The organism is Boudabousia tangfeifanii (assembly GCF_001856685.1).
GTDB lineage: Bacteria > Actinomycetota > Actinomycetes > Actinomycetales > Actinomycetaceae > Boudabousia > Boudabousia tangfeifanii.
The window spans coordinates 1,149,985-1,166,907 of record NZ_CP017812.1; the positions used below are offsets into that span (position 1 = coordinate 1,149,985).

Annotated in this window: 17 protein-coding genes; 6 read left to right on the forward strand and 11 right to left on the reverse strand. The window is 49.4% G+C overall.

Translation table 11 applies throughout. The features are described from left to right. The first annotated feature begins 65 nt into the window (after nucleotides 1-65). Nucleotides 66-731: a potassium channel family protein gene (locus tag BK816_RS04690; protein WP_071164139.1), complete on the forward strand. Its 666-nt coding sequence runs from the start codon at nucleotides 66-68 to the stop codon at nucleotides 729-731. 5 nt (nucleotides 732-736) lie between these two features. Next, on the forward strand, nucleotides 737-1,426 hold the full coding sequence (locus tag BK816_RS04695) for a potassium channel family protein (RefSeq protein ID WP_071164140.1): 690 nt from the start codon (nucleotides 737-739) through the stop codon (nucleotides 1,424-1,426). A gap of 69 nt (nucleotides 1,427-1,495) precedes the next feature. Here BK816_RS04695 and BK816_RS04700 read toward each other — a convergent pair whose 3' ends face one another. From BK816_RS04700 to BK816_RS04715, 4 genes are read right to left on the reverse strand one after another with little or no spacing between them, the layout of a single operon-like run. Beyond that, on the reverse strand, nucleotides 1,496-2,212 hold the full coding sequence (locus tag BK816_RS04700; protein WP_083379076.1) for a DUF3159 domain-containing protein: 717 nt from the start codon (nucleotides 2,210-2,212) through the stop codon (nucleotides 1,496-1,498). Beyond that, nucleotides 2,212-2,613, reverse strand: coding sequence for a single stranded DNA-binding domain-containing protein (locus tag BK816_RS04705; RefSeq protein ID WP_071164141.1), 402 nt, complete (start codon nucleotides 2,611-2,613; stop codon nucleotides 2,212-2,214). The genes BK816_RS04700 and BK816_RS04705 overlap by 1 nt, the downstream gene beginning before the upstream one ends. 6 nt (nucleotides 2,614-2,619) lie before the next feature. Continuing rightward, nucleotides 2,620-3,297 carry a DUF3710 domain-containing protein gene (locus tag BK816_RS04710; protein WP_071164142.1) on the reverse strand — a complete coding sequence of 226 codons (678 nt, stop codon included), beginning with the start codon at nucleotides 3,295-3,297 and terminating at the stop codon, nucleotides 2,620-2,622. Between the two features lie 38 nt (nucleotides 3,298-3,335). After that, complete coding sequence (locus tag BK816_RS04715; protein WP_071164143.1) at nucleotides 3,336-3,635, reverse strand: DUF4193 domain-containing protein; 300 nt, start codon at nucleotides 3,633-3,635, stop codon at nucleotides 3,336-3,338. Between the two features lie 177 nt (nucleotides 3,636-3,812). Between BK816_RS04715 and sepH the strand changes: the two genes are divergently transcribed. Then, nucleotides 3,813-4,874: a septation protein SepH gene (gene sepH, locus BK816_RS04720; protein ID WP_071164144.1), complete on the forward strand. Its 1,062-nt coding sequence runs from the start codon at nucleotides 3,813-3,815 to the stop codon at nucleotides 4,872-4,874. Nucleotides 4,875-4,907: 33 nt separating this feature from the next. Here sepH and BK816_RS04725 read toward each other — a convergent pair whose 3' ends face one another. Further along, nucleotides 4,908-6,029, reverse strand: a complete 1,122-nt coding sequence (locus tag BK816_RS04725) for an alkaline phosphatase family protein (protein WP_071164145.1) — start codon at nucleotides 6,027-6,029, stop codon at nucleotides 4,908-4,910. Nucleotides 6,030-6,038: 9 nt separating this feature from the next. Next, nucleotides 6,039-6,590 (reverse strand): DUF5998 family protein, encoded by a 552-nt coding sequence (locus BK816_RS04730; RefSeq protein ID WP_071164146.1) that lies wholly within the window; start codon nucleotides 6,588-6,590, stop codon nucleotides 6,039-6,041. Nucleotides 6,591-6,660: 70 nt separating this feature from the next. On the opposite strand from BK816_RS04730, the gene BK816_RS04735 reads away from it, so the two are divergent. Then, on the forward strand, nucleotides 6,661-9,072 hold the full coding sequence (locus tag BK816_RS04735; RefSeq protein ID WP_071164147.1) for a DNA gyrase/topoisomerase IV subunit A: 2,412 nt from the start codon (nucleotides 6,661-6,663) through the stop codon (nucleotides 9,070-9,072). 181 nt (nucleotides 9,073-9,253) lie between these two features. Here BK816_RS04735 and BK816_RS04740 read toward each other — a convergent pair whose 3' ends face one another. The 3 genes from BK816_RS04740 to BK816_RS04750 are packed head-to-tail and all read right to left on the reverse strand — an operon-like array spanning nucleotide 9,254 to nucleotide 13,427. Then, nucleotides 9,254-10,246: a GNAT family N-acetyltransferase gene (locus BK816_RS04740; protein ID WP_071164148.1), complete on the reverse strand. Its 993-nt coding sequence runs from the start codon at nucleotides 10,244-10,246 to the stop codon at nucleotides 9,254-9,256. Continuing rightward, complete coding sequence (locus BK816_RS04745; RefSeq protein WP_071164149.1) at nucleotides 10,247-11,275, reverse strand: GNAT family N-acetyltransferase; 1,029 nt, start codon at nucleotides 11,273-11,275, stop codon at nucleotides 10,247-10,249. A 49-nt stretch (nucleotides 11,276-11,324) separates the two neighbouring features. Continuing rightward, nucleotides 11,325-13,427: a DNA gyrase/topoisomerase IV subunit B gene (locus BK816_RS04750; protein WP_071164150.1), complete on the reverse strand. Its 2,103-nt coding sequence runs from the start codon at nucleotides 13,425-13,427 to the stop codon at nucleotides 11,325-11,327. Nucleotides 13,428-13,612: 185 nt separating this feature from the next. Here BK816_RS04750 and BK816_RS04755 point away from each other — a divergent pair, with 185 nt between their 5' ends. Next, on the forward strand, nucleotides 13,613-13,840 hold the full coding sequence (locus BK816_RS04755; RefSeq protein ID WP_071164151.1) for a DUF7455 domain-containing protein: 228 nt from the start codon (nucleotides 13,613-13,615) through the stop codon (nucleotides 13,838-13,840). A gap of 77 nt (nucleotides 13,841-13,917) precedes the next feature. On the opposite strand, the gene BK816_RS04760 is transcribed toward BK816_RS04755, so the two are convergent. After that, a complete protein-coding gene (locus BK816_RS04760) occupies nucleotides 13,918-15,486 on the reverse strand; it encodes an RNA polymerase sigma factor (protein WP_071164152.1) in 1,569 nt (522 codons plus the stop codon). A gap of 55 nt (nucleotides 15,487-15,541) precedes the next feature. Next, complete coding sequence (locus BK816_RS09730; RefSeq protein ID WP_257786283.1) at nucleotides 15,542-15,673, reverse strand: hypothetical protein; 132 nt, start codon at nucleotides 15,671-15,673, stop codon at nucleotides 15,542-15,544. Between the two features lie 112 nt (nucleotides 15,674-15,785). Here BK816_RS09730 and BK816_RS04765 point away from each other — a divergent pair, with 112 nt between their 5' ends. Then, complete coding sequence (locus tag BK816_RS04765) at nucleotides 15,786-16,871, forward strand: polyprenyl synthetase family protein (protein ID WP_071164153.1); 1,086 nt, start codon at nucleotides 15,786-15,788, stop codon at nucleotides 16,869-16,871. Nucleotides 16,872-16,923: the final 52 nt, after the last annotated feature.

Consider the following 16,923-nt stretch of genomic DNA (forward strand, 5'->3'; position numbering starts at 1 on the left):
TCTAGTCTGCTTCGCGCAGTTTCGAAACTGTTGTGCTTACGGTGAGTCTCAGGTAGGCTCTTTTTGTGCATTTTGTCATTATGGGAGCAGGACGTGTTGGGTCCTCTTTAGCTTCACAGTTAGATCAGATGGGTCATTCGGTTGCGGTCATCGATCGCGACTCGGATGCGTTTCGTCGTTTGCCCGCCAACTTCAATGGCAGACGAGTCACTGGCTTAGGTTTCGATCGTGATTCTCTGCGCCAAGCTGGAATCGAAGAGGCTTACGCTTTTGCGGCAGTTTCAAACGGCGACAATTCAAATATTATTGCGGCACGCGTAGTGCGCGAGACTTTTGGGGTAGAACGCGTTGTGGCTCGTATTTATGATCCACAACGAGCAGTTTTATACCAACGTTTGGGGATCCCGACCGTCGGCACAGTCAAGTACACAACCTCTGAAATGCTGCAACGGATGATTCCCTCTGAATCAGACGTAATTTTTAATGATGCCCCATCTGATATGCAGATTGTGCATGAAGAAGTTAACGAGGAATGGACTGGCATCAGGATCACCGAGTTCGAACGTGAGTTTGGGACCAAGGTTGCTTTCCTACGTCGTCTTTCCGAGGGCGTTATCCCTGATGAGCTAACGGTTTTCCAAGAAGGCGATGAAGTCTTTTTTGCGGTACATGAATCGGCCCGAGTTGCGGCCGTACGTGGCTTACAACGAACCCCACAAAAGGAAGACTAGAAATTATGCAAATCGTAATCGCTGGTGCAGGTTCAGTTGGGCGTTCGATTGCTCGTGAACTTTTAGCGCATAACCACGAAGTTACTCTCATCGACAAGCAGCCAAGTAAGTTACGCGTAGCTTCGGTGGCTGCGGCAGACTGGATTTTGGCTGATGCATGTTCACCTGAGGCCTTGGAGCAAGCTGGGGCTGGCCAGTGCGACGTGATTGTGGCTGCGACCGGTGACGATAAGGCAAACCTAGTAATCTCCTTGCTAGCTAAAACCGAATTTGGGGTACCGAGAGTGGTAGCCCGAGTCAATAACTATGTAAACGAATGGATGTTTGATGCTACTTGGGGCGTTGATGTCCCAGTTTCAACACCTCGTCTGATGACCGCATTGGTGGAAGAAGCAGTTTCTACCGGTGCCCCAGTTCGTATCTTCACGTTCAATGCGGCACGAGTTGATCTTTACGCGGTGGTCATTCCGCAAGGATCAATCCTTGCCGATCAGCGAATTGGTGATTTGGCCTTGCCTCCGGGGATTGTCCTTTCTTCGCTGCTTCGTGATGGTCGTCCGATTGCCCCACAAGCTGATGCGGTTTTGGTAGAACAAGATGAAATGCTCTTCTTGGTTCCTAGAGATCAGCCAGATTCGATTGACGCTATCGCACAAATGGTGACTACGAAGAGAAATAACGAGGAAAAAGCGTAAAGATTTGGGAGTGCTTTTCCACTCCTAAATTATTAGTTAGACTTAGCTAGCCTGTTTTAGCTGAGCTTCTTAGCGTAGTCCCAAGCGCTTTAGGCTGTTGGTAACGATACTCCACATAAGCCAGATAACGAGGGCGAAGAACGGCAATCCTAGAATGAGTTTGGCGGTTCCCAAAGCGACCACATAGTCAAACCACCACAAGGGCAGTTCAATCGCTAACCGAATCGCTCCCATGCCAGCTAGTAGCCAGCTAGCCTGCCGGCAGGCTTTCAAAAGTGGTTGGTACTTTTCTACTTTTTTCCAACCTGATGGTAGGTCTAGACCGGCGTAGCTAAGACCCCAAGAAACTGGATCGTAACCGATTAGGGTAGCTCCACCGACGACCAAGGCTTCTACCGCATTAGTGATGAGCCCAAAAGTATAGAAATGTACCCCGTCACCACTTTTCCATGCCCAGATGGCACCAATTAAAATGCCAAAAAAGCCTGATAAAACCGAATTGATGGGGCTCTTTTGAATCAACCGGACGACTAGGAATAGGGCTACTAGACCTAGTGCTACGGCCAATGCCAGATTCAGGTTCTGTGCCACTACGTAGACGAAGATAAAGCCGACCCCTGGCAAGGTGGTTTCGAGCAGACCTCTAGTTCCGCCAACAGCACTTTGCCAAGAAAACTCTTCTTGGGTTACTTGTTGGCCAAGTTTTCCTGCCGGTAAGATACCTTCCACTTCATCATTAGTCTCCAAGTTAGAGCTGTCTTCTAAGGGCATACCAGCTTCACTCATTAATATTCCTCAATCGGTAGCAGCGTGTACTTGGGATTAACTATGGTTGCTAGACCGTTTACATTAGCCAACATCCCTTGAGCAACAAGTTTTGCTCCGGGGATCACGCCAGGAATCTCTTTTCGCCCCATCCATAGCAACTGTACGCTTGCGGTCTTATCTGTTAGCACGGCGCTGAGCCCGTAGGATTGCTCTTTCGAGTTAAAGGTCACTGATTGAATTACCCCAGCTACTTTTACTGGGGTCCGATTCTTCGCCTCACGCATCGGAATCGCGCCCACACGATCTTGTAACTTGGCTAGCTGTCTTTCTTCCGAGTCATTGCTGGCACGGCGATCTTCACGGTGTTTATTCCAACGATGACGTAGCCTTGCTGTGCTTTGATTTAGATATTCAAACATGTTAAATCAAGCATTTAACAACTGTGGCGGCGTCAAGGCGATTGGTCGGTATGGTGGCATCGGTGTATTGCCTCGACTAATCAACATTTCATCAAGGAACTCATCGAGTTTCTGAGCCGATTCACTCTCGGGATCTACGGCTGGCCCGTAAACGGTGAATTGACATGCCCAACGTTCACCGGTCACCCCGGCAACTCGCATCTGAGTTACTCCGAGGCGGCCGTCGGGAGTTCTGACCTCGGCCTCGACGAATAATTCTTGACCGTATCGAGTCTCTCGTTCTTTGACCAAGTAGTTACGATCTGCAAACATTTCTGCCAACTGGCTCTTAATTTTCTGCCAGCCATCTTCGCCTTTGGGAATTGCGAAAACGGTTACTTGCACTGCCGAATTCTGAATCAGGAAAGTTGCCTGATGGAAAGGAGGTTGAGTTTCGTCCTCGGAACCCAAATTTACTTGCATTCCGGGTACTGCCTTGATTTTTAAAATACCGAGGTCGCCATACCCATCAGGAATCTCTTCGCCGAGGCCTAAGCTCTTAGGCCCGACTGTATTATCTGGCACAAAAGGAGTTTCTAGCTTGGGCCTCTCGTCTTCTTCAGGCAACTTTCCAGCTACCGTCTCAGCGGTTTCGGGCTCATTTGGCTCGGTTTTTGCTTTAGATTTACGAGAAAAAAGTCCCATGGTTAGCTCCTCATCTTTGGCGACCAGAAAATAGCTTACTATTCAGCGCACTCAGCACAAACTGGGAGACCGTCGACGACCTGCGCTAGTTGCGAACGGTGGTGTACCAAGAAGCATTCTGAGCAAGTAAATTCATCTTCTTGACGTGGAATTACTTCTACAGCTAGCTCTTCAGTAGAAAGATCCGCGCCAGGAAGTTCAAAGCCTTCTGCTGCTTCCGCTTCGTCTTCATCGACGGCGTTCGAACCGGCATCGCTCCGTCGCGACTTCAGTTCTTCAATCGAATCTGTCGATTCTTCATCTTCGTTCTTGCGGGGGGCATCGTAATCTGTTGCCATTGTTCGAATGTCCTTCCGAATCAGTTGTTCTGTTTGCAAACGTGATTCGCATAATAGCCACCTGCGGCCAAGATTGCAATGTCAAATGAAAATTAGCCGATTTTCCGACACTCCGTGCGATTCATTTTTCCTCTCGCTAAATCGTGACACTCTATTCCTAACAACAATGGAGGAATCATGCGTGAACTCGAACTTTTAGGTTTGCACAGCGATGAGCAGCATTTGGTATTTACTGATGAAGAGGGTGTACGTTACACCGTCACGATTGATGATCAGCTTCGTCAGCTAGTTCGCACAGAACGTCGTGCCCTGGCTTCGTTAACTAATAAGCAGAGTGAACTCACCCCTCGAGATATGCAGCGTTTGATGCGCGCAGGGATGACTCCGGCAGAAATCGCTGTTTCTTACCAGGTGGATCAGGCAACTGTCGCACAGTTCGAACACGTCATTTTGGGTGAACGCGCCTATATTGCGAATCTAGCCAAAGCGACCACCATTGGTTCTGATCGGCAAAGCCCCACCGCTGGTGAATTGGTGCCGAATCGTCTCGCTACGCGTGGTGTCGACCCGACTTCTATCACGTGGGATGCCACCCGGACTGGCCACCAACCCTGGATAGTTAAAGTTTCATTCGTTCAAGCTGCAAATCAGTTAGAGGCGACGTGGGAATTTGATCAGCGTCACCATACTTTAACTGCGTTGGATGACGAAGCTCGCTGGTTAACCGAAACTTCGGTAACTTCCGGTGTACTTCCTCCCGCACCAAACCGGGCCCATCAGGCCGCTGCGCCACAACCCATCGATGGTCAGACTCTTAGCTTGTTAGATCGGCTAGCAGCCCGCCGAGGACAACGACAATCAGTACTTACTGAAACCTCGGAAGACACCACAGCTAACTTGATCCCCGTTGACGAGGAGCCCACCCCACTTCCAAAGCCTGAGGTCATGTCCTCTGAACCGTCTGCGCCAGCTCAGGAGGATGCTGTGGCTACTACTGAGCTTCCACTCACATCCCCACTCGACTCTGAAGATAGTGCGACTCAATCAGCCGCAAAGGTAGTCGAAGAACTACCACATTCCGAAGCTGAAGATGACGAACCCAAAACCGGTATTCTCCCTGGCATGGAAGGGTTGTCGGCCTCAGCGCCGGAGACAGAACCTACACCCCCTAAGCGGACTAAACGAGGGCGTCCTTCTGTCCCGCAGTGGGACGACATCATTTTCGGGCGCGGCAAGTAGCAAAACAACTTGACCTAAACAGAGACTGGCCACTTACTCCCAAGCTAGTGGAATCTGCATCTCTGCTACGGTTAACGACCCATGAACACCTGCTAGAGAGAGCATTTGGGGACTTTGGAAACGGCTGTCACCTAGAGTGTAGTTTTCTTTAAAATAAACTTGAAAATCACCGTTGTACTCACTCTGGCCACCATGTAATATTCGCGATTCTTCTGGCGATAAAATCCAAGCGTACTCGCCTAGGTTTTCTTTCCACCGGGCTACTAAATCTGGAACTTCCTTAGTCTCATTGGCAAAGACGTGTACCGCCCTTGGTTCGCCCGCAATCGTTTTCACCCCTTTTGCAAGGTGTGGCTCCGAAGCTAGATCAAAGGCATGATCAGGCTGTGAATTGACCATACCGTGATCAGCAACCAAGATGAGCCGACAATTTTGATTCATTTGCCGCCGCAGTTGCGCAAATTCGCTATCGGTCTGTTCCAGGGCGGCGAGCCACTGTGGGGAACCAACTCCGTAGTGGTGTCCGGCATGATCGACTTCTGGCCAGTACCCATAAGTGAAACCGGGTAAATAGCTAGCTTTTTTTAGCGCAGTTACACGTTGTTCACCATTAGCCGCTGGGATAAAGTCGGCCGCAGAAAAAAGTGCTTCAGTTAATCCCGACCCTTGGTATTTTGGTGCTAGCACTACTCGATTGGGAATCTCTAGTAAGTTGAGCTCCGCGAAAATAGTTGGACATGCCTGCCATTCTTTCGCGGGCATGGGCGCATCATTAAAATTCAGAAGATTGAAACGCTTTTCTGCGACGAACAAACTGTAGCCGAGCATCCGATGTTTCGCCGGTAGCTCTCCGGTAAAAGTGGTTGAGAGAGCAGCAGTGGTAGTCGCGGGAACGCAAGAGAGTCCCATCTGCTCCCCCACAAATTCTGCTAGATTGCGAGCATGGGCACGAAATTGCTGCAATTGTTCAAAGCCTAGCCCGTCAATCAAGAGCAACATTACGCTTTGACTAGTGCCCAAGTCTAGGTCTTTTGCCTGCCCTCCACTAAGACTAGCCATAATCGCTTCACTTAATTGAACAAGTTGCCCACCGCGGTATTCAGTTCCGGTAATTCGCTGCAGGCTGGAGCGCCATTTATCTGATGCCAGGGTCACGAGTCAGCCTCATTTCGAAGCAGCCAACAAACGCGGCAGCAACTGGGCAATAAAATCTTCCATCTTCGCTATTTCTTCTGGTCCATCCACGTTCCGCTTCGCAATCAATAACAGATCGTCCGGCGTAGAAACCCCTTGATAACCATGATCTGCATCGCAGCTCGGGTCACTACATTGGTTAGGGTCAAGCCCAAAACGACGAATACTCCCCCAGTTTAAACGCAGACTGAGCTCAGAAAGCTGCTCACTATCAGGGAGTTTTGTGTCATAAGCATCCGCCACTAGGTACGTGTGAATCCGAGGCAAGCTAACGACCTCGACCGAAATCATTGCTTCGGCATCCTCCTCATCAACGTGTGCCCGAAAAAAGTGAGTATCAGAAAAAGCTGCCACGGTAACGTGACGGAAAATTTCCATCGAATCTAGATCAGTCATCACCTGCACTAACCATCCTCGCAAGGTTTGCGTACCGAGGGCACGTTGCAGGGAGTGCATCAACTGCTTTGGATGGACACCGGCACGATTAATATCTTGAATTAACGAATCTGGAAGCTCAATCATGCCCCTAGTCTAACCCCTCTTGCGGCGTGGTAGGCTGACAAAATCGGGTGGAATAAGGGAAAATGACCACATGGCAAAGAGCACTAGTAAAGTTGAATCTAAAGTTGTAGATACTGATGTATCGACTGAGATGGAAAAATCCTTTCTCGAGTATGCGTATTCAGTAATTTATGCTCGTGCTCTGCCTGATGCCCGTGATGGCATGAAACCGGTACAGCGTCGCATCGTTTACCAAATGAGTCAGATGGGTTTGCGTCCCGATAAAGGGCATGTAAAATCTCAGCGCGTTGTAGGCGATGTTATGGGTAAATTGCATCCTCATGGTGATGCGGCTATCTATGATGCTTTGGTGCGCCTAGCCCAAGACTTTTCGATGCGGGTACCTTTAGTTGATGGTCATGGTAACTTCGGTTCACTCGATGATGGTCCGGCAGCCCCTCGTTACACTGAAGCGCGTATGGCACAACCAGCCTTGGATCTGGTTGCTGATTTAGATGAAGACGTAGTTGATTTTGTCCCCAACTACGATAATCAGTTTATGCAGCCGGAGGTATTACCGGCTGCCTTCCCTAACCTCTTAGTTAATGGGGCTTCGGGGATTGCAGTAGGTATGGCTACCAATATCCCGCCCCATAACTTAGGTGAGGTCTGCGCTGGAGCCTGCCACCTTTTGGAAAATCCGAAAGCTACCACTGAAGAACTGATGCGTTTTATTCCCGGTCCAGATCTGCCCGGTGGTGGCCAGATCGTTGGACTTGATGGCGTCAAAGAAGCTTATGAAAGTGGCCGCGGCGCTTTCAAGACACGAGCCAAAGCCACGATTGAACGGGTTTCACCCCGAAAAATGGGCATTATCGTTACTGAATTGCCATACATGGTTGGCCCCGAACGCGTCATTGAAAAGATTAAGGATATGGTCAATAGTGGCAAGGTCAAAGGTATTTCTGCCGTCACTAACCTGACTGACCGACACCACGGACTTCGCTTGGTAATCGAGGTAAAAAACGGTTTCCATCCTGATGCCGTCTTGGCCTCCTTGTATAAGCACACTCCGCTAGAAGACTCCTTTTCGATTAATGCGGTCGCGCTGGTCGGCGGTCAGCCGCAAACCCTCGGCTTAAAGCGAATGCTGGAGGTCTACTTAGAGCACCGACTTTCAGTCGTTTTGCGACGCACTCAATTCCGCTTGCAAAAACGTCAGGATCGTTTGCACCTAGTCGAAGGCCTGCTAATCGCGGTGCTGGATATCGATGACGTCATTGCCATTATCCGTTCCTCCGATGACGTGGCCACCGCTAAGGCTCGCTTAATGACAGCCTTTGAGCTGAGCGAGGTTCAGGCTGAACATATTTTGTCTCTCCAGCTTCGTCGTTTAACTAAGTTGGCAAAACTTGAGCTGGAAACAGAGCGAGATGACTTGCTGGCTGAAATTGCCCAATTGCAAGAACTGGCTGATTCCGAGCCAAAGCGTCGCGCTCAAGTTGGCATCGAACTACGTGCAGTGGCGAAACGCTTGGCCACTCCACGTCGCACTGTTTTGGTTGCTGACGCCGCGACGGTTAAGGCTGGTGACGTACCGCTGGAAGTCCCTGACGAGCCTTGCCAACTGGTTTTGACGCCGCAAGGAACTATTGCCCGCTTTGCTGGTGAAGAAGAATTACCTACCGAGGGTGATCGTTTGACCGCAGATGCCCGTCGTTCGACTTTGCTCACTTCAAATCGCGCTACAGTTGGGGTGCTTTGTGAAGACGGGATGGTTCATAAGCTTGATGTCCTCACTGTGCCTACCTTGCCCAGAGCTACCGGGGCACCTTCTTTTGCTGGTGGTACGGATGTTAATCTTTTGGTCCCACAGATTAGTGCCAAGCCGCTCTGCCTCTTGGATCTAGATCCCGAGGCGCCCCCATTCGCCCTCGGCACCAAGCAAGGTGTAGTTAAACGGGTTCGTAGTGAACACCCGATTTCTAAGGATGACTGGGAGGCAATTTCCCTCAACCCTGGTGACCAAGTGATTGGAGCGGCACCGTGTCCAGATGAGAGCGAATTAGTCTTCGTTACCAAACTGGCACAATTACTGCATTTCCCAGCGTCAGCGGTGCGTCCACAAGGTTTGAATGCGGGCGGTATGGGTGGTATCGCCTTGAAATCGGGCGATGAAGTCCTCGCTTTTAGCGTTATCTCCGACCAAGAGGACGCTTACGCCATGACCATGGTGGCAGACGAGGGCGGTCTCTTTGGTGAGCCGATTGCTGCCGTTAAATGGACGCCCTTGTCGGTCTTCCCAGCAAAGGGACGCAATACTATGGGAGTAAGAGCCATGCGCTTCCTCAGTGGGCAGAGCGAGCTTAGCCGTGCTTGGGTAACTAATGCCCAGCCACGTCCACTAGATGCACAAGGCGCACCAGTAGCGCTCCCACCAATGAATGAAAAGCGTGACGGTTCGGGCACCGCAGTTAGTTCTTGGGTGGAATTTGTCAACTAGCTGCTTTGCGATGGGAAGCTTGTCTTCCTCTCATTGGTAGTGCCGCCCTATCATCGAGGTCCGGTGTACTTAGTCCAGTGCTAGTTCAAGTCACAGCGAGCTACTGGAAGCAGGAGATTTCCACGGTTATTAGCTCTGCTTATTTGAACGTCGCCATATTCCCTCTATGAGGGGTAGACCGTTAGACTTCGAGAGTATATTTTCGTTCTTGTGAAACTTCTTCGAATCCTAAGGAGCCAAAGAGCCTAGTGGCAGCAGCTTCGTGATGGGAAGAGACCCCAGTTGCGACCTTTGCCAACCCTGCCTCGGCACAAGCGTGCATGACGGCAACTACTAGTTCTCGACCCACGTTTTCATCTCGCCATTGGGGGCCAACTTCTAGTAGGTCAATATATCCTTCTTGCCATCCTAGGATTTCCCAGTCCTCTTTGTACTTGGCAGTCATGATAAAGCCGGCGACTTCTGCCCGGTCGGTACTCCGATCTAAGGCTACAAAAGAAAGGGAAGGATCAAAGTTGTTTCGGTTCGACATCCACTGGCTGAGGCTACGACCTTGAGAGTGAACAGTTTCGGGCGCAAACTCTAAAGCCGCTAGACGCACTAGGTTTTCCCAATTGGCATTCCAAGGTTCGATTTGAATCAGTGGACCTGCCACGCCGACTGGCGGAATCGGATCCAGTTCGGCTCGCATTTCATGAAATGATGAGGTCCATTCATAGTTGCGATGCTGTAGTGCCGCTAAATAAATATCTAAATCATGATATTGCGCAGAACAGACGATACTGTAGCCAGTGGTAACCCCAACGGTGGACGCTAACTGAGCAGCAGCTTGTTCCTGCCAGTTAAGCATATTCTCAATCAGTTCCGAAGTTCTAAAATCTGGGTGGGTTCCACTGTTACAAGGAACCTGCATGTTGGCAGCCAGTTTTAACCTGGCGTGCAGAAATGCCCGTGGGTGGCCGGCCCGATCTACCCCGATAATCCCAAGCCATTTGGAGGTTTGGGTAAATAGCTGATGTACTTCATCAAACGTTGTCCGGAAGAACGGTTGCGAGAGCTCTTCGATTTCATTGAATACTTGGTGCACTAGTCTGGCATCGGATTCGGCCATCCATCGCCATTTAATTTGTTCAGTATCTGGCGGTAGCGTCAGTGCTTTTCTTGGCGGGTTCATCTACAACTCCACCGTATAGTAGGTGAAATTTTTTAATGGTTCGAACCCAATTTGAGTATAAATTTGGCCGGCTCCGGATGGGTTGTCGACGTCAACATCTAAACCAAAACGTTGCATTCCGTCTGCTCGCGCGGTTTCTACCGCATATGAGAGCATCGCCCTAGCCAATCCTTTACCACGGTGTTTACGGCTGACCCCGACAAGTTCGGCGTACAGTTCCTTGATACCAGTTAGCATCCAACGGGTAACTGGACGAGCCACGACAGCATATCCGGCGATTTCCCCGGTAGCTTTTTCTCTAACGATGGTGGACCAGCGCAAATCAAGGCTGGCCATGGCACTTTCCCACCAGTCATTAAAATCGCGTTGGTCGCCCCAGTGGTCATTGAAAGTTTCTAAATGAAGTTGTCGTACTTTTTCGCGCTCATCGCCTACTGGGAAGGAGGCAAATTCATAGTCGGGTGAGAGTTGATAGGTGACAATCGGGCGCGCTAAATCAGCGTACATAACATCGAATGTGCGCTCAGGGGTGTAACCGGCAGCGACGAAAAGACTCCTAGCTGAGTCGTTGTTTCCCTGCACGATTGCTGAGATTTCAACTCCAATAGTTGATTGGTCTCCGTAGGTTTCATGAATAATTTTTCGGGCCGTATGATCTTGCCAGACGAGGACGACTCGTCCTATTCCTCTCCCCCGCCAAGTCGGGGCGATGGAAGCTTCGAGCGTAGCATGTACCGATTTCGTAGCGTCAGTAGGAACTCGAACTGCAGCTAGCGCCTGAGGTTTACGATGGTGATCAAATCCGACAATCGCCTTGATTACTGTCTGGCCACGACCGCCCTCGATCATATCTGCCAACTCGGCATCCGAAGTGGAGGCGATTGCTCCGTCATATCGCTGACAATCACGCACAAGTTCCGCGACTTCCGGCGCATGGGCAGCCTGTAGTGGCTCCCATTTGAGACCCAGATGAGCTGGAGGTAAAGCAATCTCATCAGGGTACGTTAATCGTTCAGCTAAAGTTGGCATATTCGTATTCTAACAAGGAAATAGGGTTTAGGACTGACGGCCCAGCATTCTAGACGTCAATATCTGCAAGTTCAAGCTGGTTAGCCCCATTGACAATAAATTCCTTACGAGGGGCCACCACTGATCCCATCAATAGTTCGAAGGTATCTTCAGCTTTGGCTAAGGCAGCTTCATCAGCCAAGGTAATGCGCCGCAACATTCTTCCTGCGGGATCCATGGTGGTCTCTGCAAGTTGGTCGGCATCCATTTCACCTAGACCCTTGTATCGTTGAATTGGCTCCTTGTACTTTCGTCCAGACCGAGCCAGTTTCTTCAACAAGGTGTTAAGTTCTTCTTCCGAATAGGTGTAAACGTATTCTTTCTTTTTCCGACCAGTGGCTGAAAGTTCCACGCGGTGTAGTGGAGGTACTGCAGCGTATACGCGGCCAGCTTCTACCAAAGGACGCATGTAACGGAAGAAAAGCGTCAAGAGCAAAGTTCTAATGTGGGCTCCATCCACGTCAGCATCGGTCATTAGAATCACTTTGCCATAACGTGCCGCCTCTAGATTAAAGGTACGTCCAGAACCGGCACCGATGACCTGAATAATTGCAGAACATTCAGCATTTGCCAACATATCGGCAGTCGATGCTTTTTGCACATTCAAAATCTTTCCTCGAATCGGGAAAAGAGCCTGGAATTCACTTGAACGCGCCAGTTTTGCAGTACCCAGCGCCGAGTCACCTTCCACAATGAAAAGTTCTGAATCAGCAACTTCGTTAGTGCGACAATCCGCCAATTTAGCCGGCAAAGAAGATGTTTCGAGGGCGTTTTTCCGCCGCGAAATCTCTTTGTGTAAGCGAGCTGATTGCCGGGCTTTCATTTCACCGACGATCTTTTCCAGCAAGTTTGACGCCTGTTGCTTATCGTCGCGCTTTTTACTGGTTAGTTGTTCTTTTAAGGCATCTGTGATGACTTTATTTACAACTTGACGAACCTGCGGAGTACCGAGAATTTCCTTGGTCTGGCCTTCAAATTGTGGTTCTGGCAAACGCACCGTTACCACGGCAGTAAGACCGGCAAGGATATCGTCCTTTTCAATCCGGCCATCTTTAGCCGTTACTTTCAGCTTTCGAGCGTTTTTATCTACCTGTGCCCGGAGCACCTTTAGTAGTGCTTGTTCGAAACCTTGGATATGAGTGCCGCCCTTTGGGGTGGCGATAATATTTACGAAGGACTGTACTTTCGTGTCATAGCCGATTCCCCAACGCAGGGCGCATTCAACTTCGCAGGTTCTAGTTAGTTCTACCGCTTTTAGATGTCCCCCATCATCAAGTTGCTGAACGGTCTCTTGATATTCACCTTGTCCTTGGAGTCGCCAAGTATCGGTAACTGGGCCATCTTTAGCTAGGAAATCAACGAAATCGACGACTCCGCCTTCATGCAAAAGTTCTTCTTGCAAAGCTGGCTCTTGGCGTTCATCGCGAACGATTAGTTTTAGGCCGGGCACCAGGAAGGACGACTGACGGGCTCTAGCCACCAATGTCTCCCAGTCGAATTCTACGTCCTTGGAGAAGATCTGGTAATCAGCCCAAAATCGCACTCGGGTACCTGTTTTACCCCGTTTAGCTTTGCCTACAACCTTTAGCTCTGAGCTTTCAGTAAAGGGAGTGAATGGCGAATTTGGGGTGCGCCCATTGGCGTCATCAAATACTCCTGGCTCACCGCGGCGGAAAGACATGCCGTAGGTTTTGCCCCCACGATCTACTTCCACATCAAGACGAGCTGAAAGAGCGTTCACTACCGAGGCGCCAACCCCATGTAGACCACCCGAGGACGAATAGGAGCCCCCACCGAATTTACCGCCAGCGTGAAGTTTAGTGAAGACGACTTCGACACCGCTAAGACCAACTGATTTAACGGTATCGATCGGAATACCGCGACCATTATCAGCTACAGAGACCGAATGATCTGGGTGTAAAGTAACAAGTATTTCTGAGCAATGTCCTTCTAAGGCTTCATCGATGGCGTTATCGATGATTTCCCAGACACAGTGCATCAACCCACGATGATCGGTAGAACCGATATACATCCCAGGACGTTTTCGAACTGCTTCTAGACCTTCTAAGACGGAAAGGTGTCTAGCGGTATATTCTTCACTCTTTTGCTGCACGTTACTAGGTTAATGGCTGAAACCAAGTATGCGAAGCTGACTTCCCGACTTCTTTTATTTTTCTATAACCAAGACGCCAAGCTCAGAGCTAAAAAGGACGTGATTCGTCACTAAAACGTTGTGCTGGAGGCGAAAGGAAGCGTTTTACCGTTTATTTACTAGCTACTCCGTGTTCCAATAGGGTTATGACTGAAGAAAAAACTATTGCAACTGCTCCTGAACCAGAGACCACTTTAAGCTCTTTGGATCGTTGCGATGCTTGTGGGGCTCAGGCCTACGTCCGCGTTCAAGTTGGAGCGACCGGACAGCTTCTCTTTTGCGCTCACCATGCCCGTAAGCACGCTCCGGTTCTTACTGAAGTTGCTCAGATTATTGAAGATCAATCAGATTTGTTAACTGCTTCAAACCACTAACTTTTACATAAGTTTGGGCCGCTACCGTTTCGGTAGCGGCCCAAACTTATTTGTTGTTGATTAACTTCATGAACCTGTTAGTCTAGATAGTCACGCAAAACCTGCGAACGCGAGGGGTGACGTAGCTTTGACATAGTCTTTGATTCAATTTGGCGAATACGTTCACGGGTAACTCCGTAAACCTTACCAATCTCGTCCAGAGTCTTAGGCTGGCCATCTCCTAGCCCGAAACGCATCTTCACTACCCCAGCTTCACGCTCCGAAAGAGTACCGAGAACTACCTGGAGTTGCTCTTGCAATAGGGTGAAAGAAACAGCCTCGGCCGGCACGATTGCCTCAGAGTCTTCAATTAGATCGCCAAACTCGCTATCCCCGTCTTCACCCAGTGGAGTGTGCAAGGAAATCGGTTCACGACCATATTTCTGAACTTCGACTACCTTATCAGGAGTCATATCGAGTTCTTTAGCCAGCTCTTCTGGCGTAGGTTCACGACCAAGATCCTGCAGCATTTGACGCTGAACACGAGCCAACTTGTTAATCACTTCGACCATGTGTACCGGGATACGGATGGTTCGAGCTTGGTCGGCCATGGCGCGAGTAATTGCCTGACGAATCCACCAAGTCGCATAAGTCGAGAACTTAAAGCCCTTATTGTAGTCAAACTTTTCTACAGCGCGGATCAGACCAAGGTTACCTTCCTGAATAAGATCCAAGAAAAGCATGCCGCGACCGGTGTAGCGCTTAGCCAAGGAAACTACCAAACGCAAGTTCGCTTCCAGTAGATGGTTCTTAGCATTTTGACCATCTTTAGCAATCCAAGTCAGTTCACGGCGGAGCTTGGAAGGCATGAGATCGCCTTCTCGCTTAAGTTTTTCTTCCGCAAAGAGACCTGCTTCGATTCGTTTGGCTAAATCGATTTCTTCGTCAGCGGTCAATAGAGCAACTTTACCGATTTGCTTGAGGTAGTCCTTAACCGGGTCAGCGGTAGCACCGGCTACCGTTACTTGCTGTACCGGAGCATCGGTATCGTCAGACTCGCTGATAACGTAGCTGGCGGCCTTCTTTGAGGCCTGGGCCATCGCCTTTGCGTCTGCTCGCGCCTGATCCTGCGCATCGTCCTCGTCGTCATCCTCATCATCGTCGAGGTCGTCGTCTAGGTCATCGTCAAGATCATCGTCGAGGTCGTCGTCGAGATCATCGTCAAGATCGACATCAAGATCGTCTGAATCAGCAAGATCATCAGGCAAATCTAGGTCGTGATCATCTTCAGTCTGAGCTTCAAGCTTTTCGTCTTTTAGCTCCGGCTCTTCCTTCTTTTTCGCAGCGGATTTACCCTTCGCCCCACTAGCGGTGCTCTTTTTAGCAGGTGCTTTTTTAGCAGTCTTCTTGCCTTCTTCAGCTTCAACTGCTTGCTTCACACTAGCGGTTTTCGCAGGAGCGCTCTTAGCTTTAGTTGAACGCGACTTAGTAGTTTTTGCCTTAGTGGCTTTAGCTTCGGTATTAGCTGCCTCTTCAACTTCTGGCGAAGTTTCCTTAGTGGCATTAGCTTTTTTAGTGGCAGTTTTTGCCTGAGTAGTCTTTTTAGTGGCACCGGCAGCTTTTTTAGCGCTTTTTGTGGTGCTTGTCTTCTTTACAGTTTCGGACACGGATCACCTTTCGTGATCTAGGCGACATAACTCTATACGTTAATAACGCGTTCAATTATAATGCCGCAACCGCGATTTGCCGAAAGATAATCGCTGGTTTTGCGCCATTCATGATTAGCACAACACTTGAAAAAATAGTTTTATTCCCAAATCTGCTATTTAATCTCTTTTCTTGGTCGGTTAACATAAATTTTTCCTCATAAACCACTACTAACCTGCCGTTTTCCCACCCCAGCCTAAGAGAGGCACAACTTAATAATCCGACTCCATCGCCAGTTAGACCATGTTAATCTGACATCATGCACTCGACGGATCATTCACAGTTTCTTATTAGTGACGAACAGTTTTTCCTCCAGGCAGTAGAAACTGAACTAGCAGCTAGTTGTCAATGGATCAAAGAGCTTTCTGTTCAATCTGCCGAAATTCTAATCGAGGCTTTGACTGAATCCACCCTAGCTGGCAAGAAACTGCGTCCCCTATGTCTACTTGCAGGCTACGCCCTCGGCCATGACAAAACTGACGAACAAGGGTGGAAACGTTTAGTGAAAATGGGGGCTGCCCTAGAGTTCTTCCAAGCATCCGCTCTCATCCATGACGACTTAATCGACCATTCATTACTACGCCGAGGACGCCCAACTACACATATTCGGGGAACTCAAGTAGCTAGTGAACGGAAATACCCAAACCCATCTGACTTCGGCGTAGGCTTAGCCATCCTTGCCGGCGATCTTGCACTGGGCACTGCCTATCAGCTAGCTGCCGAATCTTTCTTAGATCATCCACAACAAAATGCAGGCAATTTCGCTTTTCATCGCATGTGTACTCGAGTTAATATTGGGCAATTCTTAGATCTCCAAGCTGAAGCTTTGCCCCTTGACGAACATTTTACGAGCCAGATTCCAGAAGAAGTAATCAGCTATAAAACCGCTGGTTACTCGGTGATTGACCCCGTAAAGTTGGGAGCATTACTCGCTAATCTTTCCCCCGAAAAGTGCGACAAAATTGCCGACGCCTTGGCTCCGTGGGGATTGGCCTTCCAACTTCGCGATGATCAGCTCGGTGCTTTCGCCCTCGCAAGCCAAACTGGGAAAACCAGTGGTAGCGATCTACTTGAAGGTAAACGTACCGTCCTACTTGCAACTGCATTATCGCTTGGTAGTGATGAACAAAAAGCAAAAATCCAGGCACTTTTTGCCCAGTCAAAACGCAGTGAACAAGATATTAAGCTGATCCAAGAATTGCTTACCCAAAGTGGGGCAAAGTCCGAACTGGAAAAACGTATTGCCCGTTTGTACTCGCTCGGTCAAGAACAACTCGAAAGCCTAAACCTTCCAAGCGATCAGCTCAGCAAACTAGGTGACGCGTTAATTAATCGCGAAAAATAGGCTTTCTCCTAGTAAATCGGCGCGGCATAAGGGAAAGCTAGTAAAAACCGTA